The organism is Bordetella sp. N, assembly GCF_001433395.1.
In the GTDB taxonomy this organism is placed as follows: domain Bacteria; phylum Pseudomonadota; class Gammaproteobacteria; order Burkholderiales; family Burkholderiaceae_B; genus Bordetella_C.
In genome coordinates this window covers 4040229-4066033 of the sequence record NZ_CP013111.1, presented here as the reverse complement: position 1 = coordinate 4066033, position 25805 = coordinate 4040229, and the positions used below count along the sequence as shown (strand labels likewise).

Annotated in this window: 20 protein-coding genes and 1 tRNA gene; 10 read left to right on the top strand and 11 right to left on the bottom strand. The window is 64.6% G+C overall.

Features of this window, described 5'->3' with window-relative positions; translation table 11 throughout:
- Positions 1 to 53: 53 nt before the first annotated feature.
- Both ASB57_RS31365 and ASB57_RS17330 read right to left on the bottom strand, forming a co-directional pair.
- Positions 54 to 1310, bottom strand: coding sequence for a methyltransferase domain-containing protein (locus ASB57_RS31365; protein WP_197424750.1), 1257 nt, complete (start codon positions 1308 to 1310; stop codon positions 54 to 56).
- Between the two features lie 97 nt (positions 1311 to 1407).
- Positions 1408 to 2172, bottom strand: a complete 765-nt coding sequence (locus ASB57_RS17330) for an RNA polymerase sigma factor (protein ID WP_057653351.1) — start codon at positions 2170 to 2172, stop codon at positions 1408 to 1410.
- Positions 2173 to 2230: 58 nt separating this feature from the next.
- On the opposite strand from ASB57_RS17330, the gene ASB57_RS17325 reads away from it, so the two are divergent.
- A complete protein-coding gene (locus ASB57_RS17325; protein WP_057653350.1) occupies positions 2231 to 2875 on the top strand; it encodes an ATP-dependent Clp protease proteolytic subunit in 645 nt (214 codons plus the stop codon).
- On the opposite strand, the gene ASB57_RS17320 is transcribed toward ASB57_RS17325, so the two are convergent.
- Positions 2811 to 3860, bottom strand: a complete 1050-nt coding sequence (locus ASB57_RS17320; RefSeq protein ID WP_197424748.1) for a LysR substrate-binding domain-containing protein — start codon at positions 3858 to 3860, stop codon at positions 2811 to 2813. The two genes, ASB57_RS17325 and ASB57_RS17320, sit on opposite strands and share 65 nt — an antisense overlap.
- A 248-nt stretch (positions 3861 to 4108) precedes the next feature.
- Between ASB57_RS17320 and ASB57_RS17315 the strand changes: the two genes are divergently transcribed.
- The 7 genes from ASB57_RS17315 (at position 4109) to ASB57_RS17285 (ending at position 10412) form a co-directional block, all read left to right on the top strand.
- Positions 4109 to 4954, top strand: coding sequence for a transporter substrate-binding domain-containing protein (locus tag ASB57_RS17315; RefSeq protein ID WP_057653348.1), 846 nt, complete (start codon positions 4109 to 4111; stop codon positions 4952 to 4954).
- Positions 4955 to 5032: 78 nt separating this feature from the next.
- Positions 5033 to 5776: an amino acid ABC transporter ATP-binding protein gene (locus tag ASB57_RS17310; RefSeq protein ID WP_057653347.1), complete on the top strand. Its 744-nt coding sequence runs from the start codon at positions 5033 to 5035 to the stop codon at positions 5774 to 5776.
- A 2-nt stretch (positions 5777 to 5778) separates the two neighbouring features.
- Complete coding sequence (locus ASB57_RS17305) at positions 5779 to 6453, top strand: amino acid ABC transporter permease (RefSeq protein WP_057653346.1); 675 nt, start codon at positions 5779 to 5781, stop codon at positions 6451 to 6453.
- Positions 6454 to 6455: 2 nt separating this feature from the next.
- Positions 6456 to 7127: an amino acid ABC transporter permease gene (locus tag ASB57_RS17300; protein ID WP_057653345.1), complete on the top strand. Its 672-nt coding sequence runs from the start codon at positions 6456 to 6458 to the stop codon at positions 7125 to 7127.
- 26 nt (positions 7128 to 7153) lie between these two features.
- Complete coding sequence (locus ASB57_RS17295; RefSeq protein WP_057653344.1) at positions 7154 to 8047, top strand: polysaccharide deacetylase family protein; 894 nt, start codon at positions 7154 to 7156, stop codon at positions 8045 to 8047.
- Positions 8048 to 8188: 141 nt separating this feature from the next.
- Entirely contained in the window at positions 8189 to 9079 is an 891-nt protein-coding gene (locus tag ASB57_RS17290) for a polysaccharide deacetylase family protein (RefSeq protein WP_057653343.1), read from the top strand.
- A 94-nt stretch (positions 9080 to 9173) separates the two neighbouring features.
- Positions 9174 to 10412: an amidase gene (locus tag ASB57_RS17285; protein WP_197424746.1), complete on the top strand. Its 1239-nt coding sequence runs from the start codon at positions 9174 to 9176 to the stop codon at positions 10410 to 10412.
- On the opposite strand, the gene ASB57_RS17280 is transcribed toward ASB57_RS17285, so the two are convergent.
- The 4 genes from ASB57_RS17280 to ASB57_RS17265 form a co-directional block, all read right to left on the bottom strand.
- Positions 10397 to 11086, bottom strand: coding sequence for an aspartate/glutamate racemase family protein (locus tag ASB57_RS17280; RefSeq protein WP_057653341.1), 690 nt, complete (start codon positions 11084 to 11086; stop codon positions 10397 to 10399). The two genes, ASB57_RS17285 and ASB57_RS17280, sit on opposite strands and share 16 nt — an antisense overlap.
- A 60-nt stretch (positions 11087 to 11146) precedes the next feature.
- A complete protein-coding gene (hydA, locus tag ASB57_RS17275; RefSeq protein WP_057653340.1) occupies positions 11147 to 12619 on the bottom strand; it encodes a dihydropyrimidinase in 1473 nt (490 codons plus the stop codon).
- A 227-nt stretch (positions 12620 to 12846) separates the two neighbouring features.
- Positions 12847 to 13806, bottom strand: a complete 960-nt coding sequence (locus ASB57_RS17270; protein ID WP_057653339.1) for a LysR family transcriptional regulator — start codon at positions 13804 to 13806, stop codon at positions 12847 to 12849.
- 102 nt (positions 13807 to 13908) lie between these two features.
- Positions 13909 to 14856, bottom strand: a complete 948-nt coding sequence (locus tag ASB57_RS17265) for an N-carbamoyl-D-amino-acid hydrolase (protein WP_057653338.1) — start codon at positions 14854 to 14856, stop codon at positions 13909 to 13911.
- 472 nt (positions 14857 to 15328) lie between these two features.
- Between ASB57_RS17265 and ASB57_RS17260 the strand changes: the two genes are divergently transcribed.
- On the top strand, positions 15329 to 15919 hold the full coding sequence (locus tag ASB57_RS17260; RefSeq protein WP_231755178.1) for a hypothetical protein: 591 nt from the start codon (positions 15329 to 15331) through the stop codon (positions 15917 to 15919).
- Between the two features lie 209 nt (positions 15920 to 16128).
- On the top strand, positions 16129 to 16494 hold the full coding sequence (locus ASB57_RS17255; protein ID WP_231755177.1) for a hypothetical protein: 366 nt from the start codon (positions 16129 to 16131) through the stop codon (positions 16492 to 16494).
- Positions 16495 to 16551: 57 nt separating this feature from the next.
- Here the strand turns inward: ASB57_RS17255 and ASB57_RS17250 are convergent.
- From ASB57_RS17250 to ASB57_RS17235, 4 genes are all read right to left on the bottom strand, one after another.
- Positions 16552 to 16627 (bottom strand) — tRNA-Gly (locus ASB57_RS17250).
- A gap of 134 nt (positions 16628 to 16761) precedes the next feature.
- Entirely contained in the window at positions 16762 to 17730 is a 969-nt protein-coding gene (locus ASB57_RS17245) for a tripartite tricarboxylate transporter substrate binding protein (protein ID WP_057653336.1), read from the bottom strand.
- Positions 17731 to 18012: 282 nt separating this feature from the next.
- Positions 18013 to 21822: a hydantoinase B/oxoprolinase family protein gene (locus ASB57_RS31610; protein ID WP_057653335.1), complete on the bottom strand. Its 3810-nt coding sequence runs from the start codon at positions 21820 to 21822 to the stop codon at positions 18013 to 18015.
- A gap of 120 nt (positions 21823 to 21942) precedes the next feature.
- Positions 21943 to 25632 (bottom strand): ABC transporter ATP-binding protein, encoded by a 3690-nt coding sequence (locus ASB57_RS17235; RefSeq protein ID WP_057653334.1) that lies wholly within the window; start codon positions 25630 to 25632, stop codon positions 21943 to 21945.
- Positions 25633 to 25805 lie beyond the last annotated feature (173 nt).

The window sequence follows — 25805 nt, the reverse complement described above, 5'->3', positions numbered from 1 at the left end:
GATTTGCCGCTTTGCCCGTGGGCTGGACCCTTGCGATCCTTACGTCGCCGTGGTCACGTTACCGACTCTGGCGTGTCCAGCGCTTTCCGGCCGGGAGGCCACGGCGAGAGCGCGATCTGTATGGTTCGCAGTCCCCCCGAGATGATGCGCTCATCCATGTACTCGCGGGCGAGGCCTTGGGCGATCTCGTCTGCCTCCATGGGTGCAAGCAGCCTCATGGCGACCAGTTTGGGACGGAATTGGTCGAACGACAGCCGTATCATTTCTTTATGCTTGCGGGACCACACCGTAGGTTGGGAGAAGCAGACCTCTCTGATGTGTATGCCTGGCTTGCAAGCCGTGCGCCACACATCGCGTATGCAGTCGTAATCCAGTCCTATGCGCTTGCCATACGCTTGTATGGCCTGGTTGGCTCTGATGAACGCATGCAGCGGCGGTAATGTGAAGGGACTGTCCAGTGTGGGCTCTTGGATCACCAATCTGCCCGTTTTGCTCAAGAGGCCCAGGAGCGTGTCGATGATCTGCTCTCGATTCGGAAGATGCATCAGGATGAAGCGGCAGGTGATCAGGTCGAAAGGCTCCGAGAGCACCGGATTGCCGGCGAGGTTGCACAGATCGCCGCTTCGAAACAGCAGGTTCGCCAGCCCCAGGGACCGGTTGGCTGCCTTGGCGGCCTCCACCTGTTCATCGCTCTTGTCCAGCCCTATGACCGTCGCCAATGGGCGCTGTTCAGCCATCCATCGAGCGACGGAGCCATGGCCGGCGCCCACGTCCAGAATGCGGCCCCGGTCGGGAAGATGCTTCTCGATGAATCTTGTGGTTTCCTTGTCGTAGACGTCGGCCAGGATGGCAAGGCGACGGCGGTCGGCTTCGCCGGTATTCAGCGGATAATCGATGACGCCGGGTTTCGTATATTTCTCGGAAGTTTCAGGCGAAATCGCGAGCGCGCGCAGCGTATGTTCCCAGTAGAACTCGGATATTTCCGGAGGCCTGTCACCGCGCGTATCGATCCACTGGAATTCGGAATGTTCATCGCTCAATGCCGGGCTGCGGCCGATGTAAGTGCACAGGAAAAATACCAGCAGCACTCTCGCGTTCGGGATGACCTCGCAAGATCGGCTTCCGACGTAAGCCGAGTTGATGATCTGCAAGCCGCATTCTTCACGTACTTCTCGAATTAGCGCGGCTTCAAGCGCTTCGCCTTGCTCTGGGCGTCCTCCCGGTAGCTCCAGTTCGCCGCGCGGATTCCTGGCGAACAGGACTTTTCCATGTGCATCGTTCAAGATTGCCTTAACACTTACCGGTTCCATGCTTGGCCCAAGTCGGAGTGATGCCGCCGCAGGCGGCGAGACTCCCTTAAGTTGCAAGATGGCATCGTGGGTTCCACGATGTCGGCACTGCGGCGTGCTAGGCCGCTACGGATTCAGGCAGGAACGCGGGCAGGGTAAGCAGCTTCTGAATCTGCATGCGGGGCCACAGGCGGCCGTCCATCGCGCTGTCCGGGTCGCCGGGAAGGGTGTTCGCCAGCACCGCCATGATGTCCGGATTGCTGGCGCGCAGAAGGGCGATGAGGCCGCCGGGGTCGCGCTGGGCCAGCGCGTGGCGGCACAAGGTGAATAGATAGCCCGCGTCTTCGTCTTCCTGGTCGCGCGGCGACCTGCGGTCATGCGGGGTTGACGAACGAAGCCGGCGCAGCAGCCGATGCAGATGCTGGCGTGATGCATCCTCGCTGCGTCCCGCCAACGCTGCCAGTTCGGCATGGCTGAACTCGAAGATCTCGTACAGCAGTACCGCGGCCGCATCGGCCGGGGCCAGGGTATGGCTTAGATGAGCGAGAGCGGCTTCCACTTGCTGCGCCTGGTCGGCCAGGCTTTGCGGACTGTCTTCATCCAGCCCGGCGCCGGCTGCGTTCCCGTGATCCACCAGGATGGCCTGGTAGCGGCCCTGACGGCGCAGCAGGTCGATGCAGAGGTGATGCAACACGGTGACCAGCCACGCTTCCCGGCCCGCCTCTGAAGGCGGTAGCGTCGCCGCGGCCGTGCGCAGGTAGGCATCTTGCACCAGGTCCTCCGCGTCCGCGCCCTGGGCCAGCCAACGCCGGGCCAGCGCGACCAGGCGCTTGCGCAGCGCGTCATCGTGGGCCAGGGGATGGGAGGACAGGGAAGATGTCACGTTTCTAGCGGCTCATTCGTATAGCGGGTGAACTTAACACGAACAGGAGTTTGGCCTTATGTCCCTCAATGCCCTGCATGCCAACGATCCGGAGCATCCCGCCCAGCCCGCGCCGGGCCAGAACAGCACCTTTCTGGAGGAGAAAGCGTTCCGCACCAGGACGGTGCTGGTGTTCGGCCCGATCACGGACGCTTCCGCGTCCGAGACCGTGCGGCGCCTGCTGACGCTGGACGCGGAGTCCGCCGCCCCCATCAACATGATCGTGTCATCCCCTGGCGGGCATCTGGAGTCGGGCGACGCGGTTCACGATGTGGTTCGATTCATCGCCGCGCCGGTCAACATGATAGGCACCGGCTGGGTCGGCAGCGCCGCGACTCACCTTTATCTGGGCGCGCCGCGCGAGCGCCGCTTCTGCCTGCCGCAGACGCGCTTCCTGATTCATCAGCCAAGTGGCGGCGCCGGCGGCGTGGCCAGCGACATCGCCATCCAGGCTCGCGAGATCGTCAAGGCGCGCGAACGTATCGCTCGGGTCATCGCCCGCGAGACTGGCCAGGCCCTGGACCGGGTCCTGGCGGATATCGAGCGCGATCATTGGATGCCGGCGGAGGATGCCGTGGCGTATGGGCTGGTTGCGCGCATCATCGAGCGGCGTGGAGAACTGGAGGAAGGTCGGACTCCACACGAAGGTCGGCCTCCACGTTAGGCGCTGCCTTCTGGCTCCGGACCACCCCGCTGGCGGCTTGCTCGCCGACGACCTGTCGCAGCGTCAACAGCCAGGTGGAGAAAGCGCGGATCTCCGGCTGGCGGGCGGTGTCCGAGCGATAAAGCAGGTAGTAGGCGTCACCCGTGGGGACCCGCCGCTCGAAAGGAAAGAAGAGCTCGTGCCGCCACTCCAGCAGGTCGATGTCGGCCGCGGCGACACATGCCACGCCCTGACCTTCGCGCGTCGCCAGCACGGCCAGGAAACGCTGGCCGACCCATATTGATTTGGCCTCCGCGGGCAGGGTCGCTCCGTTGGCTTGCAGCCATGTGTGCCATAGGTCCGGGCGGCTGGCGTTGTGGATAAGTGTCAGTTTGCCAAGGTCGTCGATGCCTTCAAGACGATGGCCACCCATGACCAGCCGGCGGCTGCATACCGGGGCAATGTATTCGTCCCAGACGTGCAGGGCCTCGATGCCTTTCCAGTCCTGCACCATGTCGGTGGAGAAGGGCGCGTCCTGCGGCGCCGGCACGCGTCCCGGCAGACGGCCGAGGCGCAGCGCGATGTCCACGCCATCGCGCTTGAAGTTCACGGGCTCTTGAGACGTCGACACATGCAGCCGGATCTCCGGATGCAGCCGGTTGAACTCGGCCAGCCTTTGCAGCAGCCACAGGCTGGCACACGAAGACAGCACGCTGATCGACAACGGCTTGCCGGGTTCGGCAGGGTAGTCGAAGCGCGTATTGGCGATCTGGTCGAGTACCGAGGTCGCCATGGTCAGGTAGCGCCGGCCGGCCGGGGTGAGGATCACCCCGCGCGCGCCGCGCTGGAACAACTCGACCGCAAGAAACTCTTCCAGGATCTTGACCTGTCGGCTGATGGCGCCCTGGGTGACGCTGAGCTCATGGGAGGCCGCGGTGAAGTTGCCATGACGTCCCGCGGCTTCGAAGGCGCGCATCGCGAGCAGAGGGGGAAGGCGGCGTTTCACTTGAGAGCCATGAGGGAAACTGAGTCTGCCCCTAGGATAAATCGTTTGTGCGCTGCGGGGGAGATTTGCCACACTGCCCTCCATGCGTAATGCCTGGGATTTCTCCGAAGTTGACGGCATTAGCAAGAAATAGAGGGAAAACCCTCATCTATCAAGGGGAACACAGCATGCCCTCATGCTGCGGTTGCGCTTGCCATCCGCGTCGGCCAGATCGCCGGCTTTTTTCCGCACCAGAGAGGAGTAGCAAAATGCGTGTAGGGTTTTTTGCCGTATTCGGTCCGGTCCTGTTGTCCGCCTTGACGCTGGGCAGCGCCGCTCATGCGGAATATCGCACCGCCGTCGATGCCACGTATTCGCCCCACGCGATGCGTGATCTGTCAGGCGATCTCATCGGCTTCAACATCGACCTGACGAACGCCATGAGCAAGGAGTTGGGTGAAAAAATCACGATCGACGGTGTGGAATGGAACGCCATCGTGCCGGGGCTGATGTCGAAGAAGTACGACTACATCGCCGCGCCGATGACCGTCACGCCCGAGTTGGCTCAAAGCTTCATCTTCACCGAAGGCTACCTGAAATCGATCTACGCGTTCGTGCAGAAAAAAGGCACCGCCGACATCAAGACCGCGGCTGACCTGCGCGGCAAGGTCATCACCGTCAACAAGGGCAATCCGATGGAGCGCTGGCTGCAGGCGCATCAGCAGGAGTACGGGTATACCTTCCAGTCCTTCGGCACCAATGCCGACGCCGTGCAGGCGGTGATCTCGGGCCGTGCCTACGCCAATATGGCCACCATGCCGGTGATTCGCTGGGCATCCAAGCAGAACCCGTTGTTGACCCCGGCTTCCTTCAGCATCGATTCCGGCAACGTGGTCGCGATGGCTTTTCGCAAGGATGACGCCGCCACCCGCACGAAATTCTCGAACGCGCTGAAATGCCTCAAGCAGAAAGGCGTGGTCTCTGCCCTGGTCGTGAAGTGGATGGGCTACAAGCCCGCCGCCGACGACCTGCCGGCCAAGGCTGTCGACGGCACGGGCATTCCGGGACTGCCTGGATATGACGCGACGCCCGTGACGTTGACCTGCAGCAAATAGTCCTCGTTCGACCGCGTGCCAGGCAAGCCCTCGGCACGCAACCCTGAGGCAACACAACAGCGGTCGAGAGGAAGCGGCATGGCCTACCCTGTGCTTGAAATCGTCAATCTGCAAAAAAGCTACGGCGCCAACCAGATTCTCAAGGGCGTCGATCTTGCGGTCAGCGCCGGCGAGCTGGTGTGCATCATAGGTCCGTCGGGATCGGGCAAGAGCAGTCTGCTGCGCTGCTGCAACCGGCTCGAAAGCGTGCAGGAGGGCCAGGTCCTGATCGACGGAGAGGAAATCACGCGTGAGGATGTCGACCTGAACCGCCTGCGCCAGAAGATCGGCATGGTGTTCCAGTCGTTCAATCTTTATCCTCATCTACGCGTCATCGAAAACGTGTCGCTGGCGCTGCGGCACGTCAAGAAAATGTCGCGCAAGGACGCCAACGACAAGGCCGTCGACGCGCTGACCAAGGTCGGCCTGGCCGACAAGCTGATGGCCCGGCCGGGCGAGCTGTCCGGCGGCCAGCAGCAGCGCGTGGGGATCGCGCGCGCCATCGCGCTCGATCCCAAGGTGCTGCTGCTCGACGAACCGACCAGCGCGCTTGATCCCGAGCTGGTCGGCAGCGTGCTCGAGGTGATGAAGAGCCTCAAGGATCTGGGCATCACCATGCTGGTCGTGACGCATGAAATGGGCTTTGCCCACGAAGCGGCGGATCGGGTGATTTTCATGGAAGGGGGCGTCGTGGTCGAGGACGGCCCGCCCCGGCAGATTTTCGAAACCCCGACGCATGCCCGTACCCGAGAGTTCGTGGGCCGGTACACCAAGGGACGCTGAGCATGGATTCCAGCATCGTCGATGTCTTCCTGAACTGGGAAGTCATCCACCGCTACCTGCCCGACATCCTGGAGAGCCTGGGCATCACGATCGTGCTGTCCATTCTTATCGTGGTCGGCGGGCTGGTCCTGGGGGCCGTCCTGGCGGTGGCGCGCGCTGCCGGCAGCCGCTTGCTCTCCGCGCTGATCGTCATCTACGTGGACGTCTGGCGCACCATTCCCCCCATGGTCTACCTGATCGTGGTGTTCTTTTGCGCGCCTTACCTGGGATTGACGCTATCGCCTTTTGCTTCGACCTGGATCACGCTAACGCTCATCCTGGCGGCGTTCATCGAGGAGTGTGTCTGGGTGGGCATCCTCAGTGTGCCTAAAGGACAGGTGGAAGCGGCGCGGTCGACCGGGATGTCGTGGCTCAAGACCATGCTCTACGTGGTGTTGCCGCAGGCCGTGCGGATGATGATCGGCCCGATCACGGGCAAGATCGCCGCCATCACCAAGGAGACGGCGCTTGGCTCCGTCATCGGCTTAACCGAAATCCTGGGCGTGTCCGAATCGGCGTCTTCGAACTCAGGCAATCCATCGACGTTGTCCGTCGCCGTGGTGCTTTATCTCGCTATTTTCCTGCCGGTGGTGATGGGTAGCCGCTACCTGGAGAGGGCCTGGAGCTGGAGGAAATAACCATGCAAGACGGAATGCTGGATGCCTTCTTCAACCTGGACATCTTCCGTCAGGTCCTGCCGCTGATGGGCAAGGGACTGTGGATGACATTCCGGCTGTCGTTGTTCACCATCGCGCTGGGCCTGTCCTTCGGCCTGCTTATCGCACTCGGCGTGACACAGCGCACGTCGCGCGGCTTGCGTATCGCGCTCACCATCTATATCGACCTTTTCCGCGCGCTGCCGCCGCTGGTGCTGTTGATCTTCATTTCTTTCCTGATCCATTTCTGGGGAATGGAGTGGAGCAACTGGGGCATCATCGCCCTGAGTTTCACCTTGAGCACGGCGTGCTACTACGGCGAAATCCTGCGGGCTGGCATCGAGGCAGTGCCCCAGGGCCAGATCGAAGCCTCGCGTTCGACCGGCATGAGCGCGACGCAGACGCTGCGCTGCATCGTGCTGCCGCAGGCCTTCCGCAGCACCAACCCCGAACTTTGCAGCAACAGCCTGCTGGTCATCAAGATGACGGCCATTGCCAGCGTGGTGGGCCTGCAGGATTTGCTCGGCATGGCGCGCAATGCGCAATCACTGTTGTACAGCCCGGCTCCGCTGATCTTGTGCGCACTGATCTATCTGGTGCTTCTGTGGCCGGCCGTGCGCTGGGTCAGCAATATGTCCGAGCGGGAAGTCAGGTAAGGCTTACGAAATCCGGAGAGCATGACATGAAGCTACCGCAGCACAATCGATACGAATACAGTCCGATCGTCGATCGTCCCGACTATAGCTGGCCCGAAGGCAAGCGACTGGCGGTGTTTCTGTGCAACAACATCGAGTACTTCGCCTTCCGCGCGGGCCTGGGCTCGGACAGTGCCGACGGTCTGACCAAACAGAACCAGCGCAACTATGCCTGGCGCGATTACGGCAACCGTGTGGGCCTCTGGCGCTACCTCGACCTGCTCGATGAGTACGGCATCCCGGGCGCGCACAACGTCAATTCCGTGGTGCTGGAGGAATGTCCGCAAATACTGGAACGGCTGGTGGCACGCAAGGATGAACTCATCGGTCATGGCCGTTCCAACGCCGAACGCCAGGACGGTTTGTGGGAAGAGGACGAAGAACACCTTATCCGCCAGTGCACCGACGTCGTCACCCGTCTTTCCGGCACGCAGCCCAAGGGTTGGCTGGGTCCCTACCTGGCGGAGTCGACTTCCACGCTCGACCTGCTCAAGGAGGCCGGCTATGACTACGTGATGGAGTGGCCCGCCGACGATCAGCCTTTCTGGATGAGCACGCGCTCGGGGCCCATTCTGTCCGTGCCCTATCCAATCGAGCTGAATGATTCGCCGGCGATGGTGTTCCGCCGCCATGGCGCCCGCGAGTTCTGCGACATGCTGATCGACCAGTTCGATGAAATGCTCGCGGAATCGGCCAAGCATCCTTTGGTGTTCAGCATCGCGCTGCATCCTTTCATCATTGGCCAGCCGTATCGGCTGCGTGCCTTCCGCCGCGTGCTCGATCACATATTCAAGTCGCGCGACAAGTTCTGGCTGACCACGCCCGGGGAGATTGCAAAGTACTGCGCCGGGCTGCCGCCAGGGGTGGTGCCCGGCAGCTGATCCTGCCTCGGCCGCCTTCAGGCGGGTAGCACCCTTTGCTTCATCCGCCGGTCCTTTCCATCACTTTTATTACGGCCGGACCGCAGACGTGGCCCGGCCGGCCCGGCCACGTCTGGCGGGGCTGTATCGGAGACTGAAATCATGCTGGATTCCCACGGTCGTTTTCCCCATTCCGACCTGCCCGCCCGCCCCAAGTTTTCATGGCCGCAAGGCAAGAAGCTGGCGCTCTATGTGGCCGTCAACATCGAACATTTCCCCTATGGCGTGCAGTGCGGTGTCGACCTGGACCGCCAGACGCTGCCGTGGAGCCAGCGTAGCTGGCTATGGCGCGACTATGGCAACCGGATTGGCGGCTGGCGCCTGATCGAAATGTTCGACGAACTGCGCATGCCTGTGGGGGTGATCGCCAATTCGGCCAACTATGAGCATTGCCCAGCGCTTATCGCCGCGCACCGCGCGCGCGGCGACGAACTGATCGCGCACGGCCGCTCGAACGCCGAGCGCCAGATCGAGATGCCGATCGAGACGGAACGCGCCATGGTGCAGGAAGTCACGGACTTCATGACGCGCGCTGACGGCGTCAAGCCGGCCGGCTGGTTGAGCCCTTATCTCACGCCCAGCTTGAACACCACGGATCTGCTGGCCGAGGCGGGCTATGACTACACGCTGGACTGGGGCATCTGCGACGAGCAGCCGTTCTGGGTCAGGGCAGGGGATCGTCGCATTCTCTCGGTGCCTTATCCAATCGAACTCAACGACCAGCCGGCGGTGGTGTACCGGCGCAACACCGCGGCCGAGTACTCCGAGATGATCATCGACAACTTCGAGGAGATGCTGGATCGGGCGCGGGACACGCCGCTGGTTTGCGCGATTTCGCTGCATTCCTTCATCATGGGCCAGCCTTTTCGCGCCCGCCGCCTGCGTGAGGCGCTGCGGCACATCGTGAACCATCCGGACGTCTGGGTGACGCTGCCGCGCGACATCGCGGCACACTACAAAGCGCTGCCCGCCGATGTTCAGCTGGCGGCCTGAACCGGCTTTTCCTTTCGCAAGCCGGGCCCCGACGCCTTCTACCTGCGCCTGGCGGCTGAGCCTTCTGGAACGCAACGTCCGGATATGCGATGCCGTGGCGCATGCAGCCGCCGGCGACGCCCGCCTTTGCGCCTTCGATCATCTTGACCAGGCGTCCGCGGTGGCCGCCAATGGCGCGGTACGCCCCGGGGCGCATGGCCGGCCCGGCCTGCTCGAAGGCATACCGTATGCGGTCAAGTCGCTCTTCTCCGCGCCGCCCATGCCGACACGGCCCGGCACACGCCTGCCGGTCGCAGTCGAGGCGCGCGGATCCGGGCCGGCGTCAGCCGCCTTGCAGGCCGAGGGCGCCTTGCTGATCGGCACGACGCGCACCACCGAGTTTGCGCTGGGCAACTACAACGTGAGCCATGTGATGCCGCGCAATCCGCTGCCCTATGCGGAGGCCGCGGCGACAGGCGGTTCCAGCGCCGGTTCGGCCAGTGCGGTGGGCGGCAGGCTGGTGCCGCTGGCGCTGGGTACCGACACCGGCGGCTCGGTACGCATACCGGCCGCCTTGTGCGGCGTGGTGGGCTATAAGTCCTCGCCGTCGCTGGTTTCCTGCGATGGCGTCTATCCTTTATCTCCCTTGCTGGATAGCGTTGGCGTGCTGGCGCAGGACATCGGGCTGGCCGAACTGGCCTTGCGTGCGATGACGGGCGCCGCGCCCGTCATCGCCACGCTGTCGCAACTGCGCCTGGGCGTGTGCGACACCTTGAACGCCGACCTTGACCGTCCGGTCGACCATGCGTGGCGCCGGGTGCTGTCCTGCCTGCTGCGCGCGGGTGTGACGCTGACGCCCATCGACTTGCCCGGCCTGGACCGGATAGGCGAAATCTACGCCGAACTGGTGCCTTACCAGCTATGCCAATTCCTGGGTAAGGGCTTGCTCAAGCGCTATTACGATCAGCTCGATCCGGTGGTACAGGCGCGGCTGCGGCCAGCCATGTCGATGACACAGGGGCGTGCCGATGCGTTGCTGGATCTGCGAGCCAGGCTCGCCGAAGGGGCGCGCAGGGCGCTGAATGGATTGCACGGCTGGATCGCGCCGGCTACGCCATGCCTGGCGCCGAGCCTGTCTTCCCTGAATAGCGTGGAGGCTGTCTTGCGCTTCAACGCCCGGGTATCGGTGCAGGCGCGGCCGGTCAATGTCTACGATCAGTGCGCGGTGACCATTCCCGCGCAGTGGCCGGATATGGCGCTACCGGTGGGCATACAAATCGCGGCGGCGCATGGCGAGGACAGCGCTTTGCTTGGTATCGCCCGTGCGTTCTCGCATCTTTACGCTGAAGCCTGAGCGTTGGCGAAGATCTTGCCGATGGCCATGCCCACAGCGGCCTGTGAGGGTTCGATTACCGGCAGGCCGCAGGCCTGCTCCAGACGCGCGCGCTGGCGGCCGAAACCGGCGCAGCCCATGACCAACACGTCGGCGCCGTCTTGGTCGCGCAGGGTGCACGCCACTTCCACCAGCCGCTTGAAGGTGCTTTCCTCGTCTTCCAGGTCGGTCAGGTGCAGGTCCAGTCCGCGTTCTCCCACCACGCGTTGCTCCAGTCCCATCTGCGCGAAGTAACGGTAATGGCGCGGCAGCGACTGACGAGTGGCGGCGATCACGCCGATGCGCGTGCGCGTGGCCATGGCGGTCAGCATACCGGCTTCGCCGATGCCCAGAACGGGGAAGGGAAAGTGCTCGCGCAGCGCCCACAGCCCGGGATCGCTGAAGCAGGCGATGACCAGCGCGGCGGTGTCGGCGGCATGTTCCTTGGCGAGCTTGAAGAGCGGGCCGACGGCAAGGTCGGAATCGAGCTGGCTTTCGATGCCCGGCGGGCCGTCGTGCGCGGTCAGGCAGTCGATGCGCACGGGCAGCGCCGCGAACACCGACACGGCGTCGGCGATGGCGCCCGTCATGGCCGTCAGTGAATTGGGGTTGATGACGAGGATGCGGGGACGGGTGTCGGGCGTGCTGGCGCTCATGGCGGAATCCTTGGCGGTTTACTACGCGTATCTACAGTGCGGGGACGGGGGGCTGAGCCGTCAGGCGCTGGCCGTGGTGTCAGGGAAGATCTTGCGCAGGAAGGCCGCGCGCGGGCTGGGCTCGCGCGGCTCCGCCAGGGGGCCGGGTTGGCCCCGCGCGATGAAGGCGCCGCGGCCGCGTTCGGCGTCCAGCTTGCCATCGTCGACGATCACTTCGCCGCGGCTGATGACGGTGGTGGGCCAACCTTTGACTTCGCGGCCTTCATAGGGGGTATAGCCGACCGCGTCGTGCAGTCCTTCCCAGGTGATGCGCACGGTCTTGCTCGGATCCCAGATTGCGATGTCGGCGTCCGAGCCTTCCGCCAACGCGCCCTTGCGCGGGTACATGCCGTACATGCGCGCATGATTGGTCGAGCTCAGCGCGACGAATTGCTGCAAGCTGAGGCGGCCCTTGCCCACCCCTTCGGAGAACAACAGCGGCATGCGCGTTTCCAGGCCCGGCATGCCGTTGGCCATCTGCTTGAAAGTGGTCTTGTCGCCGTAGGGAATCTTGCCGGTCTCGTCGTAGCGGTAGGGCGCATGATCGGACGACAGCAAGGTCAGGCCGCCGCTTTGCAGGCTTTGCCACAGGGCTTCCTGCGACGCCGGATCGCGGGGCGGCGGGCTGCAGCAGAACTTGGCGCCCTCGGTCGAGGGCAGGTCCAGGTCGTCAGCGGTGAGCAGCAGGTAGTGAGGGCAGGTCTCGCCGAACACCGGCGCACCGACGGCGCGTGCCGCATGCACGGCCTGGGCGCCGCCCTGGGTGGAGACGTGGACGATCAACACGGGGACTTCCAGTACCGCGGCCAGGCGGATGGCGCGCTGGGTGGCTTCGTCTTCGGCGTTGGGGTCGTGGGCCACCGCGTGGTACTTGGGCGCGGTGTAGCCGGCGGCCAGCAGATGGCGCGCGATCCAGGCGATGACGTCATTGTTTTCGGCGTGCACCATGGGCAGCGCGCCCTCGCGCGCGGCCACGGCGAACACGTCCAGCAGCTGCTTGTCGTCGAGCTTCATCTTGTCGTAGGTCATGAAGACCTTGAAGGACGTGATGCCGGCGCGGATGAGGGCGGGCAGTTCTTCGTTAAGCGTTTGCGGCGTCGGGTCGGTGATGATCAGGTGGTAGCTGTAGTCGATCACCGACTTGGCGGCGGCCGACGCGGCGTAGCGCTCGGCGATGTCCTTGAGCGAGTCGCCGCGGTGCTGGGCAGCGAAGGGCACGATGGTGGTGTTGCCACCGAAGGCGGCCGAGACACTGGCGCTGTACCAGTCGTCGGCGCACATCACGCCCATGCTGGACAGCTGTTCGATATGGCAATGGCTGTCGATGCCGCCCGGCATGACCAGGCGCCCCGCGGCGTCGATGTGGCGGGTGCCTTGGGGCAGCGAGGGAGCGATCGCCGCGATCTTGCCGTCGCGTATGCCGATGTCGGCGTCGAACTCGTCGGCGTCCGTGACGATACGGCCATTGTGGATGGTGAGATCGAAGGTCTGCATGGGAGTGGCGGGGGCTGAGGGCAGGTGCGGATCCCCGGGGAGGGGAGTGCTTGTGGCCCATGATGCGCGTCCCCGCAGGCGGAATCACTATGGGAAACTACCAATCCCGGCCTGTCGCCATTCTTGCGACTTGCCTGCAAGCGCCTGTTTTCAAACAGAAATCATGCTGGCAGGCAGGGCGCGCCGGTGCAGGCCATAACGCGCGTGCATGACCGCGCCACAAATAGTCATGGCGTGCGATCGGCCTGGGCCAGCTGGGTTTCCAGGGATTCGTAGCGTGTCTTGAGGATGCTTTCGAAGATGCGCACGAAGGCCTTGCCCAAGGGGCCGATGGGCTGCGTGCGGTTGTGCGAGATGTGCACCTTGAGTTCCACCTTTGGGGCGATCGGCTTGATGCACGTCTCGGCCGCCAGGCTGGCCGTGACGCCGTAGGTGTCGATCAGGGCGACGCCCACGCCGGCGCGCACGAAAGCGCAAGCCGTCTGCGGCGAGCGCACTTCGATCTTGGGCGCCATGTCGACACTGTTCCAGAAGGACTGCACCCGCGTCCCCAGCGGCGTGTCGGAGCCGTAGCCGATGAGGGTTTCTCCAGCCAGCATGTCGGCCCGCAGGACCGGCTCGTTGGCCAGGGGGTGCCGGCGTGGCAGCACGCAGACGATCTGGCCCAGCGGCAGCGACTGGGTCTGCAGGTTGGGGTGGTCGGGATCGACCGTCGAGATCGCCACGTCCACCTGTCCCAGCAGCAACTGAGGCAGCAGCGCGTCCATGCTCTGGGGGCGGTATTTGACCCGTGCGTCGGGGTAGCGCTTGATGAAGAGGCCGACGGCCTCGGGCACCAGCCACTCAGCGAAGCTGGGGGTCGATGCGATGCGCAGCAGGCCGTTGCCTTGAGTGGCCAGCGTGCTGATCATGTCGTTCAGCTGCGAGACTTCCGAGTGGATGGATTCCGTCGCCAGGAAGATCTGCGAGGCTTCCTTGGTCGGGTGCAGCCGGCCCTTGATCCGCTCGAACAGCACGAAACCCACCCGTTGCTCGATGGTGGCCAGCGCCCGGCTGATGGCGGGTTGGGAAACGTGCAGCAGGCGCCCGGCCTCGCTGATCGAGCCCGTGACCATGATGGCGTGGAAGACTTCGATCTGGCGCAGGTTCAAGGGTGCGCCGGGCAGGGGCTTGGAGCGATCCGGCATCGGTGTCCTGGTGCTTGGTCGTCTGGAAAAAAGCGGTGCCGGCAGGGGGCCGGCACAGCGATTATCTCCGACTTTCGGGCGGACGTGCCGCGCGGCAAGCGGTCAGGGCTTGGGCGGCAGTTCCGCGCCGACCTGGTCGACCAGACGTTGGTAGTGCTGCGGACGCCGATGGTTGGCGAAGTTGAACATCTTCTCCTTGCCCTGCTTGCAGGCGTCGAGATCGCAGTCCGCCACGATCACTTCGTCTTCCAAGGTTTGCGCTTGTGCCACGACGACGCCGTTGGGGTCGACGATGCAGCTCGAACCGATCAGGCCGAAGCCGTCTTCGACGCCGGCCTTGGCGGTGCTGATGGCCCAGGTCGAGTTCATGTAGGCGTTGCCCTGGGTGGCCAGCATCGAATGGAAGGTGCGCAGCGCCTGATCTTCGGAGCTGCCGCCGTTGGGATCGTAGGCGGCCGAGTTGTAGCCGATCAGCATCAGCTCGGTGCCTTGCAGGCCATAGCTGCGCCAGCCTTCGGGCCAGCGGCGGTCATTGCATATCAGCATGCCGGTGACCGGCGCGCCCCAGGAGTCGGGACCGTAGAAAGCTTCGAAGCCCAGGTCGCCGTAGAGGAAGTAGCGTTTTTCCAGCTGGTGGACCTTGGCGCCGGGGCGCGGCTCGACCGAACCCGGCAGGTGCACCTTGCGGTATTTGGCGATGATCTTGCCGTCGGGCCCGACCGTGATCGCGCTGTTGTAGTGCAGGCCTTCGGGTGTCTTTTCCGCGTAGCCCAGGTAGAAGCCCACGCCCAGTTCGCGCGCGCGGTCGAACAGCGGCGCCACGTTGGGATTGGGCATGGAGGCCTCGTAGTAGCCCTCCAGTTCGGCCGGCTCAAGCAGCCAGCGGGGGAAGAAGGTGGTCAGGGCCAGTTCGGGGAAGACCACCAACTGGGCACCCTTGCCAGCGGCTTCTTCGAGCAGGGCGATCAGGCGCTTGAGGGTGGCGGGACGGGAATCGGCCCGCTGGATGGGGCCCAACTGGGCGGCTGCTGCGCGAAGGATGCGGGTCATGGTGATCTGGGGGTATCGAAGATTTGAGATGGGACGCTTTTGCTGGCGTGCGCCGTGGAAGGTCAGGGCGCCAGTTTGATCCAAGCAGATCGGGGGCACAGCCAAGGGAATACCATTAGGCGGGGGACTTTCGGTGATCGCTTGTTTTTTTCGCAATGCCTTGAATGGAAAGGGAAAAAGGGTCTTGCGGCAGGAGCCGGGGATAACGGGTGGTTATGGGCAGCGAACGATCTGCGATGGCAGAGCTGATGCTGCGCGGATGCCTTTATATTCGTGGTCTTGACGTCTCCCGGCTGACGCCGGGTTGAGTTGAACTATCAAAGGAAACAGTGAATTGACGCGTGTTTTTGAAGATATCCCGGTGCCGGGCTTGCGGCGGGTATTGCCGGCGTTGGTTTTTCTCGCCGTAGCCATCTGCGGGGCCAGCCATGCTGATACGCCGCCCAAGGCTGACGCTACTTCGGGGACACCCATGCCTGCGCCGGCGCTACGCAAGTTGAATCCCGCTCCGGCGCAAGCCTTTGAGATACGCCTGACACTTGGGAATGCATTGGACCTTCAGAGCGCGGCCGACGGTAAATCGCCGTTCACGGTAGTGGAGGGCACCGCGCAGTTCGACGTCAGCAACGCCGCCCGTTGCGGCAAGACCAGCGCCTTGTCTGGCCACGTGCCGTCGATATCCACCCACGAGCCCTTCCGCCTTTCCCGTATATCAGCCACCGAGTATGTGGGCACCGTGTATGCCGACATGCTGATCGACGAGGATTATTACGGGCGTGAGGTATGCCATTGGACAATTACCGAAGCGCGTGTTGCCGTGCGCGCGCGGACGGATATGGCTGATACGCGCTTCGTCGCCGGACTGCCAGCGGGAAAAGTATTCGCGGCCGGCGCGGCGGAGCGGTATTTCTGGAAAGGGTATTACCCCCGATTCGAGCAGGGGGACGCTACCGAGTATGGCCGTACCCAACTTGACGCCGTTCCGGCTGACAAACGCGGCGAATTTTTCACCATGACCTTGGCGGCCAGGAAGATCGCTGGGGACGTGGCTCAAAGCAAGTAAATAGCGTGATGACAACGCGGCCGGCCCTGGAGTTTCAGACTGTGACAGTCGGTTGTAAGGTTTCTGGTACAGTGACGCAAAAATAATAGGGGCCAGCTTCGCCGAGTGGCCTGCGACGGGGTAAACGGAAGCGCGCTTTAGTCCAAGTGAGGATCTGCCGCGCTGACGCACTTAAGTTCAATCGTCTAACTGTGGGGCTCTGGCCAGGAATGAAAAACTTAGCATTGCTTGTTATTTTGCCGACGCTACTCGCGGGATGTACTGCCGCACAATGGAGCTCGCTGACGGGTAGCCGGCATAAAACCTATAACGACGCGAATGCGGTGTGGGTCGGCCGGACGGAGGAGCAATTGATTTCCAAGTGGGGGCCACCCAAGAAGAGCTACACGCTGGAAAGCGGGGCGAAAATCGTTTCGTACGAAGACATCTGGGGCCCCATGTCCGCTTATCACGTCTGCTCCGAGAAATTCATGATCGAGAAGGGCGTGGTGACGAAGTGGGGAATTTCGGATTGCCCGGATCGTATATCGGGCTCGCTCCCGAACGACACGCCGATTCCGCAGCCTACGTTGTAGGGATCTGCGGGTAATAAAAAAGGCCGAAAGACATAGTCTTTCGGCCTTCTTGGAATTTGGAGCGGGAGACGAGTCTCGAACTCGCGACCTCAACCTTGGCAAGGTTGCGCTCTACCAACTGAGCTACTCCCGCATATTTATCATCGACAGTTCGTTGGAACTGCTTCGATAAATTCGCCGCTTCGAAAAGCGGCGAGAAAAAGATTATACACAGTTTTTTTGTTTTGTCGCGCGCTTTGGTGACGAGACAACAAAATATTCCGACGATTACTTCTCAATAGCCGCGCGATTGCGGTTGACCACGTCCTTCCACAGCGCGATGTCCTTGTCGATGAACTGCTGGAACTCCTGCGGGGTCTCGCGTTTGAGGACGATGCCGCTGCGGGTGGTCAGTGCTTCGACGATGGCCGGATCGGCCAAGGTTTCGTTGACGGCCGCGTTGACCTTGGCGACCACATCGGCCGGCACGCCAGCCGGGGCCATCAGGCCGTAGTACACGCCCAGGTCGTACTTGGGATAACCCGCCTCACCGAAGGTGGGAACGTCTGGCGACAACGGCGACCGCTTTTCGCCGGAGATGGCCAGCGGCTGGACGCGGTCGTTGGCAGCATCGCCCAGCAAAGGGTTCAGCAGCACATCGACCTGGCCGCCCAGCAGCGCGCTCAATGCATCGGCGCCGCCCTTGTAGGGAATGTGGGTCATCGAGATGCCGGCGACTTCATCAAACAGCACGGTGGCCATGTGCGGCGTGCCGCCGATGCCGGACGAACCGTAGTTCAACGCGCCGGGATGGGCTTTGGCGTAGGTCACCAGATCGGCCAGGGTCTTGAAGCCGCGCTGCTTGTTGACCTTCAGGATGACCGGGCCGATGCCGACGTAGGCGACGGCGCGCAGATCCTTCTGCGTATCGAACTTCAGATCGGGGTACAGCGCCGGGGCGATGGCGATGCTGTTGGCGACCACCAGCAGGGTGTAGCCGTCGGCCTTGCTGCGCGACACGTAATCGGCGGCGATGTTGCCACCCGCGCCGTTGCGGTTTTCCACGATGACGGATTGGCCGATCTTCTGCGACAGCTTGCTGGCCACGGTGCGGGCCACCATGTCGATGCTGCTGCCGGCGGAGAAGCCGACCACCAGGGTGACGGGCTTGTCGGGGAAGGCTGCGGTGGCGGCGGCGCTGAAGGCGAGGGTGGCCGCGGCGACGGCGGTGGTGAGGAGTTTGCGGATAGGCGTCATGGTAGAGATCCCCCCGGAGCGGAGCCGGGTAATGGCTAGTTGGTGCAGTGCCGCATATGGTAATTAATTATGTCATCGCTCGCAGTTATAAGCATATGAAATATAGGGCGGGTTTTGGAGGCCGGGGCCAGCAACCATTGGCGAGGAAGGATTTTGGGGGTGGCAGAGCCACCCCCATTTGATATCGGTTTTGGGGGGGCTTGTCTTTGGCTGCCCCGGCTTACCGCAGGGCGGGCCACTGGAAGCCCCAGCAGCGCGCGCAGCACTCTCCGACAAAACCGCCTACGCGCCGGTGTAGCCCAATCGGGCGTCCACCGCCACAGCAGCGGCATCGCGGTCGGCCGGCAGGCCGTAGCCACCGCCTCCCGGCGTCCGCAAGGTCACCTCATCGCCAGGCTGCAGCACCTGGGGCGTCCGCGAATCGATCGCCACGCCGTTGATCAACACGGCTCCAGGTGCCCCGTCGCCACCCCCCGCCAACCCAGGCGCCGCGATGCGAATCCGTTCGGTCAGGAACACCACGGCCAAAGGCGTCGGATGGCGGTTGACGTAGCAAACCTCCTCACCCAACCCGCCGCGCCAGGCACCTTCGCCCCCCGAACCCGCGACCAGCTTCTTGTAGCGGAACAGCAGGGGAGAATCGCGCTCGGCCACCTCGATGGGCGTCGGCGAAATATTGCTGGGCCAGGACATCACGTTGGCGCCGTCCTTGCCCGCAGTCGCACCCATGCCGCCGTTGTAGAACAACACCGTGGCAAAGGGCTTGCCATTGGCGCGCACGCCGCTCATGTTGGTGATCCACACCGGCGACCCCACTCCAGCCATCACCCGGCCAGGCAAGGCCGCGTACAGCGCGCCGAACACCACGGTCGGTACATAGTGCCCGGTGCAGGACCGCCCACCCACCGGCGCCGGCGTCACCGGATTCAGAATCGAACCTGACGGCGCCAAGGTACGCACAGGCCGGAACAGGCCGTGGTTATTGGGCAGCTCCGGCGCCAGCAGGCTCTTGATGGCGTACTGCGTCATCGCCTCCGTATACGCCAGCACGCAGTTGATCGCGCGCGGCTGTTGCGGGGACGAGCCAGCGAAGTCGCATTCGATCTCACCGCCGGCCACCCGCACCGCCACCTGGAAGCGGAAGGGCTCGGCGAAACCATCGGTCTGCATGCCGTACTCATAGACGCCTTCCGGCAAGGCGGCAATCGCCTTGCTCATGGCCTGCTCGCTACGGTCGAACAACGCATCGGCCAGATCGTCGACGCCGTCCAGGCCGTATTCGGCCAGCAGCGTGGCCACGCGGCCAGCGATGAGTTCGGTCGCGCCCACATGGCACCAGATGTCGCCAGTGGTTTGCTCCGGCGTGCGCACGTTGGTGCGCAACAGCGTCAGCAGGGTCTCGTCAGGCTCGCCTGCGCGCAGGAAGTGCATCAGCGGCATGTGGAAGCCTTCCTCGTACAGCTCGCGCGCGTCCACCGAGCGGATCTTGCCGCCGATGTCGGGCACGTGCCCCGCGGTGGCCGCGAAACCGATGACGCGGCCAGCGTGGAAGATAGGCTTGACCAGGCACACGTCGTTCAAGTGACCCGTGCCGATCCAGGGATTGTTCGTGACGTACACATCGCCGTCACGCATGCCGTCCAGCGGGAAGCGCGCGATGGTGGCGCGCACCGTCTTGCCCAGGGTGCCGATGAAGGACGGGATGGCGCCGGCGTTCTCCGCCAGGGTCTGGCCGCGCGAGTCGGTCATCACCACCGCGAAGTCATTGGCCTCGGACGACAGCGTGGAAAAGGACGTGCGGACGATCAGCTTGGCCGCCTCGCTGACCACGGAACGTACACGGGTCCAGAAGACTTCCAGGAAGATGGGATCGGCGGCGGGGGCCACCTTGGCGCTGACCGACGAACGCTGAGGCACCGCGCTCGCGACTGCTGCTACGTCACCGTGGCCCGCTGATTTCGATGCGTCATCCTTCGATGCATCATTCCCCGGCGCTTCGTCTATCTTCACCACCAGGTTGCCATTGACGCTCATCGTGACCTGGGCCAGCGGTCCCACCACCAAGGTCGTGCTCGGCTCTTCGATCAACAGCGGCCCATGAGCGGTGAAGCCAGGCGACAACTGCTCACGCCGGTAGATCGGCGTGTCGAAATAACGCCGTTCCTCATGGAAATACACCGGCCGTTGCGCTTGCGGCGTCGGCGTCGCGCCGGCCGTCAGGGGCGCAGGTTCGAAAGGCTGACGGGGCGGCGCTTCGGCGGTGGCGCGCAGGTTGACCAGCTCGATCGGCACGTCCGGCGGCGTGCGGCCGAACTTGCGTTGGTACTCGCTGCGGAAAGACTGATCCAGCGCGGCGCGCCAGGCATCCTCGCTGGCGGCATCGTCATAGCGATAGGGACCCGCGGGCAGGTCCACCGTCAGGTTGAAACCCTGGCCGATGAAACGGCCATCGGCGCGGCGCTTCAGGGCGATGGGGCCGAAGGTATCCGTTAGCGATTGCAGCGATGCGCTGGCGGCCTCTTCCAATGCCGCATACGCCTGCTCGATTTTTTCGATGGGATCGGTGGCGGGCTTGAAGCTGACCGTGCGCGAGCGATCCGCGCGCGCCGGCGCCACCAGCAGGCCGAAGGCCGACGCCACACCCGCCTCGGGCGGGCAGATGATGGTGCGCACGCCGATCTTGCGCGCCACGTAATAGGCATGCAGCGGTCCGCCGCCACCAGTCGCGACAAGAATGAAATGGCGCGGATCGCGGCCGCGCTCGGCCACGTGGACGCGCGCGGCCGCTGCCATGTTCTCGGCGACGATGTCATGCACGCCCCAGGCGACGGCCGTGCGGTCGTGATCCAGTTCGCGCGCCAGCTTCTCGTAGCCTTGTTCGGCCAATGCCGCATCGATGGTCAGCGTGCCACCCGCGAAATAGCCCGCGTTCAGATAGCCCAGAGTCAGGTTGGCGTCCGTCACCGTCGGCGCGTCGCCGCCCCGGCCGTAGCACATGGGGCCCGGCTCCGAACCCGCGCTGCGCGGGCCCGCCTTGAGCAGGCCCAGTTCGTCGCGATGCGCGATGCTGCCGCCGCCCGCGCCGATCTCGATCAAGTCCACCGTGGTGATGTTGATAGGCATGCCGCTGCCTTCCGCGAAGCGCTTGCGGCGCGCCGCTTCGAAGCCGAAGGCGATGGCGGGGCGCGCATCCTCCACCAGGCACAGCTTGGCCGTGGTGCCGCCCATGTCGAAGGCCAGCAGGTCGCGCTGGCCTTCACGCAGGCAGTGATGGGCGGCGGAAATCGCCCCCGCTGCGGGCCCCGATTCCAGCAATGCGATGGGCTGCGCTCGGGCATCGTCCAGATGCGCCAGGCCGCCGTTGGACAGCATCATCAGCACGTCGGTATCCAGGCCCAGTTCGCCCAAGCCGGTCGCGAGCGTGCGCAGATACTGTTGCGCCATCGGCTTGATGTAGGCATTGGCCAGGGTGGTCGACATGCGTTCGTATTCGCGGATCACGGGCGCCGTCTCCGAGGAGAGCGTCAGCGCCAGTCCCGGATGCTTTAGAGCGATAGCGTCGGCCAGACGGCGTTCGTGATCGTCGTTCAAGTAAGCGTGCAGCAGGCAGATGGCCAGCGACTCGATGCCGGCGTCGACCAGGCGGTCCACCGTGCGCAGCGCATCGTCGATGTCCAGCGCTTCGAGTTCGGCGCCGGTGGCATCCAGACGGCCACCCACTTCACCACGCAGGTCGCGCGGCGCCAGCGGGGCGGCGCGGTCGAGCTGCAAGTCGTACAGATCGTACTTGCGCTCGTTGCCCATCTCGATGATGTCCATGAAGCCGCGCGTCAGCAGCATGCCGGTGCGCGCGCCGCGCCGTTCGATCAAGGCATTGGTGAACAGCGTCGTGGCGTGTACGACGCGCTTTACATCGGCCGGCGCGATGGCCGAGCTTTGCATCAGGCGGCCCACGCCGTCGATTACCGCCCGTGTGGGGTCGCCGTGCGTGGTCAATACCTTCAGGCTGTATTGTTTGCCGCTGTCATGGTCCTGCGCGACCAGGTCCGTGAAAGTTCCGCCGATGTCGATACCGATTGCCCACTGCGCCACGCCTTGCTCCTGAAATACGTCTGGATTGCTGTCAGCGGGACGTAAACAAAAAAATCGCCCCACGTAACGGGGGCGATTGTAATGAATTCGCGGTTTGGCTTATGTCTTCAGCTCATGCCCTCAGCTTATCCCTGATCCCGCGTACAGATTCTCTCTGCCCAACACTTCGTCAGGCCGTCCGCTGGCCAGCAGGCCGCCCCGCCCCAGCAGCAGTACCAGGTCCGCATCGCGGATGGTGGACAGGCGGTGCGCGATGACCAGCGTCGTGCGGTGCTGCATCAGCGCGTCCAGGGCCTGCCGCACATGCGTTTCGCTGAGCGTATCCAGGTGAGAGGTGGCCTCGTCCAGGATCAGCACCGGCGCATTCTTCAGGAAAGCCCGCGCGATGGCGATACGTTGGCGCTGGCCGCCCGACAGCTGCATGCCCCGTTCGCCGACGCGGGTGTCCAGACCCTCCGGCAAACGGCGCACGAAGTCGGTCAGGGCAGCCTGGTCCAGGGCCGCGGCCAGTTCCGCATCGGTGGCGCCCGGACGCGCCAGGCGGATGTTCGCCGCCAGCGTGTCGTTGAACAGATAGGTGTCCTGCGATACCAGCGCCACCCGTTCACGCAACGCATCCAGGTTCAGCTGGCGCAGATCGACGCCATCCAGCTTGACGCTGCCGCTTTGCGGATCCCAGAAACGCAGCATCAGGTTCGCTACCGTGCTCTTGCCGGCGCCGGAGGCACCGACCAGGGCCACCGTGGCACCGGCAGGCACCGAGAAAGTCAGCTCACGCAAGGTCGCCGCGGCCGCGTCCGGATAGGCGAAGTTCACCTTGTCGAAGGCAATCGACAAGCCCTGCGGGGAGGCCGGCGCGGGCAGCGGGCCATCCGTCACGGGCTCCGATTCGTTATGCACGACGTGCAGACGGCGCGCCGCGGCCACGGTATCGGCCAGCTGGCGCGATACCTGGGAAATCTCGGACACCGGCAGGAAGGTCGCCACCGCGATCAGCACCAGCAGCGGCAACATGCCGGCCGCCAGGCCGCCGCTCGCCACTTGCAGGGCGCCGACGACCGCGACCGCCACGCCGCCCAGGCCCATGGCCAGTTCGAACCACGCGGTCTGCGCCGACAGGTCGGCCAGGATCGCCAGGCGGCGCTTGCCGTAGGCTTGCGCGACTTCCAGGAAGGACGCACGACGGCGGCCGGTGGCCTGGAAGGCCTGCAATTCACCAAGCCCCTGGATGGTGTCTGTGACGTGGGCGCTCATCTCGCCCAGCGCCTGGCGGGCGCTGGCGCCCAAGGCGTCGACCCGGCGGCGGCCGCGTACCGGCGACAGCATGGCGTAACCCAGGAAGGGCAGCAGCGCCAAAGCCACGGGCCAGCTGTAGACGGCCAGGAAGCCGAGCACGCTCAAGGGCACCAGCACGGACACGATGGCCGGCGCGATGGTGTGCGCATAGAAGTACTCGATCATTTCGACGTCCTGCGTGGCCAGGGCCACCAGGTCACCGGAGCGGCGCCGCAGCAGATAGGCCGGCGCCAGGCGCTCCAGCTTGTCGTAGAGCTTCACGCGCATGTCGGCCAGCAGTTGATAGGCCATGGCATGTGCCAGCCAGGACTCCAGCCAGTGGAACAGCGCGGCAAGCGGGGCAACCACCAGGAGGGCGACGATCAGGGTTCCGGTGGGACGGCCGTCGCGGACAGCGGCGACCACCAGCGCGCTGATCACGCCGACGCCGATATACGCTGCCACGCGCGCCACGCCCAACAGGATGGTGGCGATGAGGGTGCCCCGCCAGGGGCGTACCACCGACATCAAGGTGGAGATGACGGCGCGCCAGCCGACCTGCGAGGCGTCTTCGCTCAGAGCGCGCAGGCGTGGCGATGTGGGGGAGTCGCTGCTGTTTGTCGACGTATCGTCGCTGGCGCCGACCACAGCCGTGTCGGTCGCGCCCGTGGCGGACTCGCCGGTGGACGTGACCAATTCCAGTTGTGTCCCGTCGCGCAGCGTCGTGGCGTTCACGCTCGCCGCGGTACCGATGGCGGTGTTGTCCGCCACCGCGAGGCCGGCCACGTCAGCGCTCGCCGGCGCGCCAATCGCCGCGGCCTGCTCGTGCATCAAGGCGTAGTACAGCCCGCGCTTATCCATCAGCGCGGCATGCTTGCCTTCTTCGACCACTCGGCCGCCATCCAGCACCAGGCATCGGTCCGCGCCGATGACGCTGGCCAGCCGGTGCGCCAGGATGATGGTCGTGCGTCCCACCATCAGGCGGTCCAGCGCTTCCTGGATGATGGCCTCGTTCTCCACGTCGACGGAAGACAGGGCCTCGTCCAGGATCAGGATCGGGGCGTCGCGCAGCAAGGCCCGGGCGATGGCCACCCGCTGGCGCTGCCCGCCCGACAACTGCATGCCTCGTTCGCCCAGGCGCGTGGCGTAGCCGTCTGGCAGCGACAGGATGAAGTCATCGATGTTGGCCGCACGCGCCGCGGCGCGCAGCTGTTCTTCGGTGGCGTCGGGGCGGCCCAGGCGCAGGTTCTCGGCGATGGTGCCGTGGAACAGGGTGATGTCCTGGCTGACCAGGGCGATCTGCGAGCGCAGGGTTTCTCCGTCCAGGGTGGCGATGTCGTAGCCGCCGATGCGGATCGCGCCGCCTTGCGGCAGATGTTCGCGCAGCAGCAGCCGCACGATCGTCGATTTGCCCACGCCGCTGGGGCCGACCACGCCGACCCGCTCACCCGCCTTGATGCGGAAGCTCAAGCCGTGATGGGCGCGTCGCTGCGGAGTATAGGAAAACTCCACCGCGTCAAATTCAATGGTCGGCGTGATCGTCGCCGGCTTCTGGCCACCCTCGATGGGCGTGGCTGAAGCGGCCGGCGTGGCGTCCATCAGGGCATGGATGCCTGCCGCGGCCGACTGGCCCAGCATGCCGCGATGCAGGACGCTGCGCAGGTCGCGCAAGGGGCGGAAGATTTCCGTGCCGGCCATCAGGACGATCAGCAGCGCTTCCACGCTCATGTCGCCATGGCTGACGCGCCAGGCGCCCAGGGTCAGCGCCAGCGCCGCGCCCAAGGTCACGCCCAGATCGCTGATGCCGCGCGTCAGCAGGCTGACCGACAGCACCCAGAACGTATGGTTGGACAGTTCGCGCGCCTTGTGGGCAAGACGCTGGCCCCAGGTCTTGCCCTGGCCGAAGGCTTTCAGGGTGGGCAGGCCTTGCACGGCATCCAGGAAGTCTTCCCCGAATGCGTTGAGTGCTCGCGTGCGGGCCAGGCTGGCGCGACGGTCCAGCATGTGTACGGCCATGGGCCCGAACAGGGACAGCAAGGCGGCGGCCAGCAGCACCGCCGCGGTGGGGGCATCCCACCATGCGATGGCGGCGAAGATGGCGAAGGGCGCGGCGATGGAAATCGCCAACTGCGGCAGGTATTGGCCGAAGAAGGTTTGCAGCTGCTCGACGCCATCCACCACGGTGAGCATCACGCCGCCCGTGCGCTGGCTGCCCAGCCAGGCGGGGCCCAGCGCGGCGATGCGGTCGAACAGGCGTGCGCGCAGGACCTGCTGCACTTCAGCCGCGCTGCGGTTGGCCATGGCCGTGCGCAGGTGGTCCAGCAGCGCGCGCAAAGCGACCATGGCGGCCGCGGCGATGGCCGGCGCGATCCACTCCGCGGCCGGCGCGCCCGCGAAGACGCGGGCCAGGATCTGGCCCAGGAAGATATAACGAGCGATGCCCGCCGCCAGGGCCAACAGGCCCAGCAGGATGCCGCCGGTCATGCCGGCGCGCAGGCCGGCGGTCAGACGCCACAGTCTTGAGTCGAAATACATGGTTTTGCTCCCTCTATGCGGTGGCATCTTCCCCGAACAATGAGCCCGCCGAAAGCGATAGTTTTTCAATCAAGGGTTGAGATAAACTTGACCCTTGCCCGAAGGGTGGGGCAAAAGGGGTTTCGCCCCCTTTGATCTCCTTCACCAATGCTGGTCCAGACACTCCTCCATTC

Excerpts from the sequence above, each read along its gene's own strand:
- ASB57_RS31365 (WP_197424750.1), bottom strand. The coding sequence starts at position 1,310 with ATGGAACCGGTAAGTGTTAAGGCAATCTTGAACGATGCACATGGAAAA.
- ASB57_RS17325 (WP_057653350.1), top strand. The coding sequence starts at position 2,231 with ATGTCCCTCAATGCCCTGCATGCCAACGATCCGGAGCATCCCGCCCAG.
- ASB57_RS17315 (WP_057653348.1), top strand. The coding sequence starts at position 4,109 with ATGCGTGTAGGGTTTTTTGCCGTATTCGGTCCGGTCCTGTTGTCCGCC.
- ASB57_RS17310 (WP_057653347.1), top strand. The coding sequence starts at position 5,033 with ATGGCCTACCCTGTGCTTGAAATCGTCAATCTGCAAAAAAGCTACGGC.
- ASB57_RS17305 (WP_057653346.1), top strand. The coding sequence starts at position 5,779 with ATGGATTCCAGCATCGTCGATGTCTTCCTGAACTGGGAAGTCATCCAC.
- ASB57_RS17300 (WP_057653345.1), top strand. The coding sequence starts at position 6,456 with ATGCAAGACGGAATGCTGGATGCCTTCTTCAACCTGGACATCTTCCGT.
- ASB57_RS17295 (WP_057653344.1), top strand. The coding sequence starts at position 7,154 with ATGAAGCTACCGCAGCACAATCGATACGAATACAGTCCGATCGTCGAT.
- ASB57_RS17290 (WP_057653343.1), top strand. The coding sequence starts at position 8,189 with ATGCTGGATTCCCACGGTCGTTTTCCCCATTCCGACCTGCCCGCCCGC.
- ASB57_RS17280 (WP_057653341.1), bottom strand. The coding sequence starts at position 11,086 with ATGAGCGCCAGCACGCCCGACACCCGTCCCCGCATCCTCGTCATCAAC.
- hydA (WP_057653340.1), bottom strand. The coding sequence starts at position 12,619 with ATGCAGACCTTCGATCTCACCATCCACAATGGCCGTATCGTCACGGAC.
- ASB57_RS17270 (WP_057653339.1), bottom strand. The coding sequence starts at position 13,806 with ATGCCGGATCGCTCCAAGCCCCTGCCCGGCGCACCCTTGAACCTGCGC.
- ASB57_RS17265 (WP_057653338.1), bottom strand. The coding sequence starts at position 14,856 with ATGACCCGCATCCTTCGCGCAGCAGCCGCCCAGTTGGGCCCCATCCAG.
- ASB57_RS17260 (WP_231755178.1), top strand. The coding sequence starts at position 15,329 with ATGCCTGCGCCGGCGCTACGCAAGTTGAATCCCGCTCCGGCGCAAGCC.
- ASB57_RS17255 (WP_231755177.1), top strand. The coding sequence starts at position 16,129 with ATGAAAAACTTAGCATTGCTTGTTATTTTGCCGACGCTACTCGCGGGA.
- ASB57_RS17245 (WP_057653336.1), bottom strand. The coding sequence starts at position 17,730 with ATGACGCCTATCCGCAAACTCCTCACCACCGCCGTCGCCGCGGCCACC.
- ASB57_RS17235 (WP_057653334.1), bottom strand. The coding sequence starts at position 25,632 with ATGTATTTCGACTCAAGACTGTGGCGTCTGACCGCCGGCCTGCGCGCC.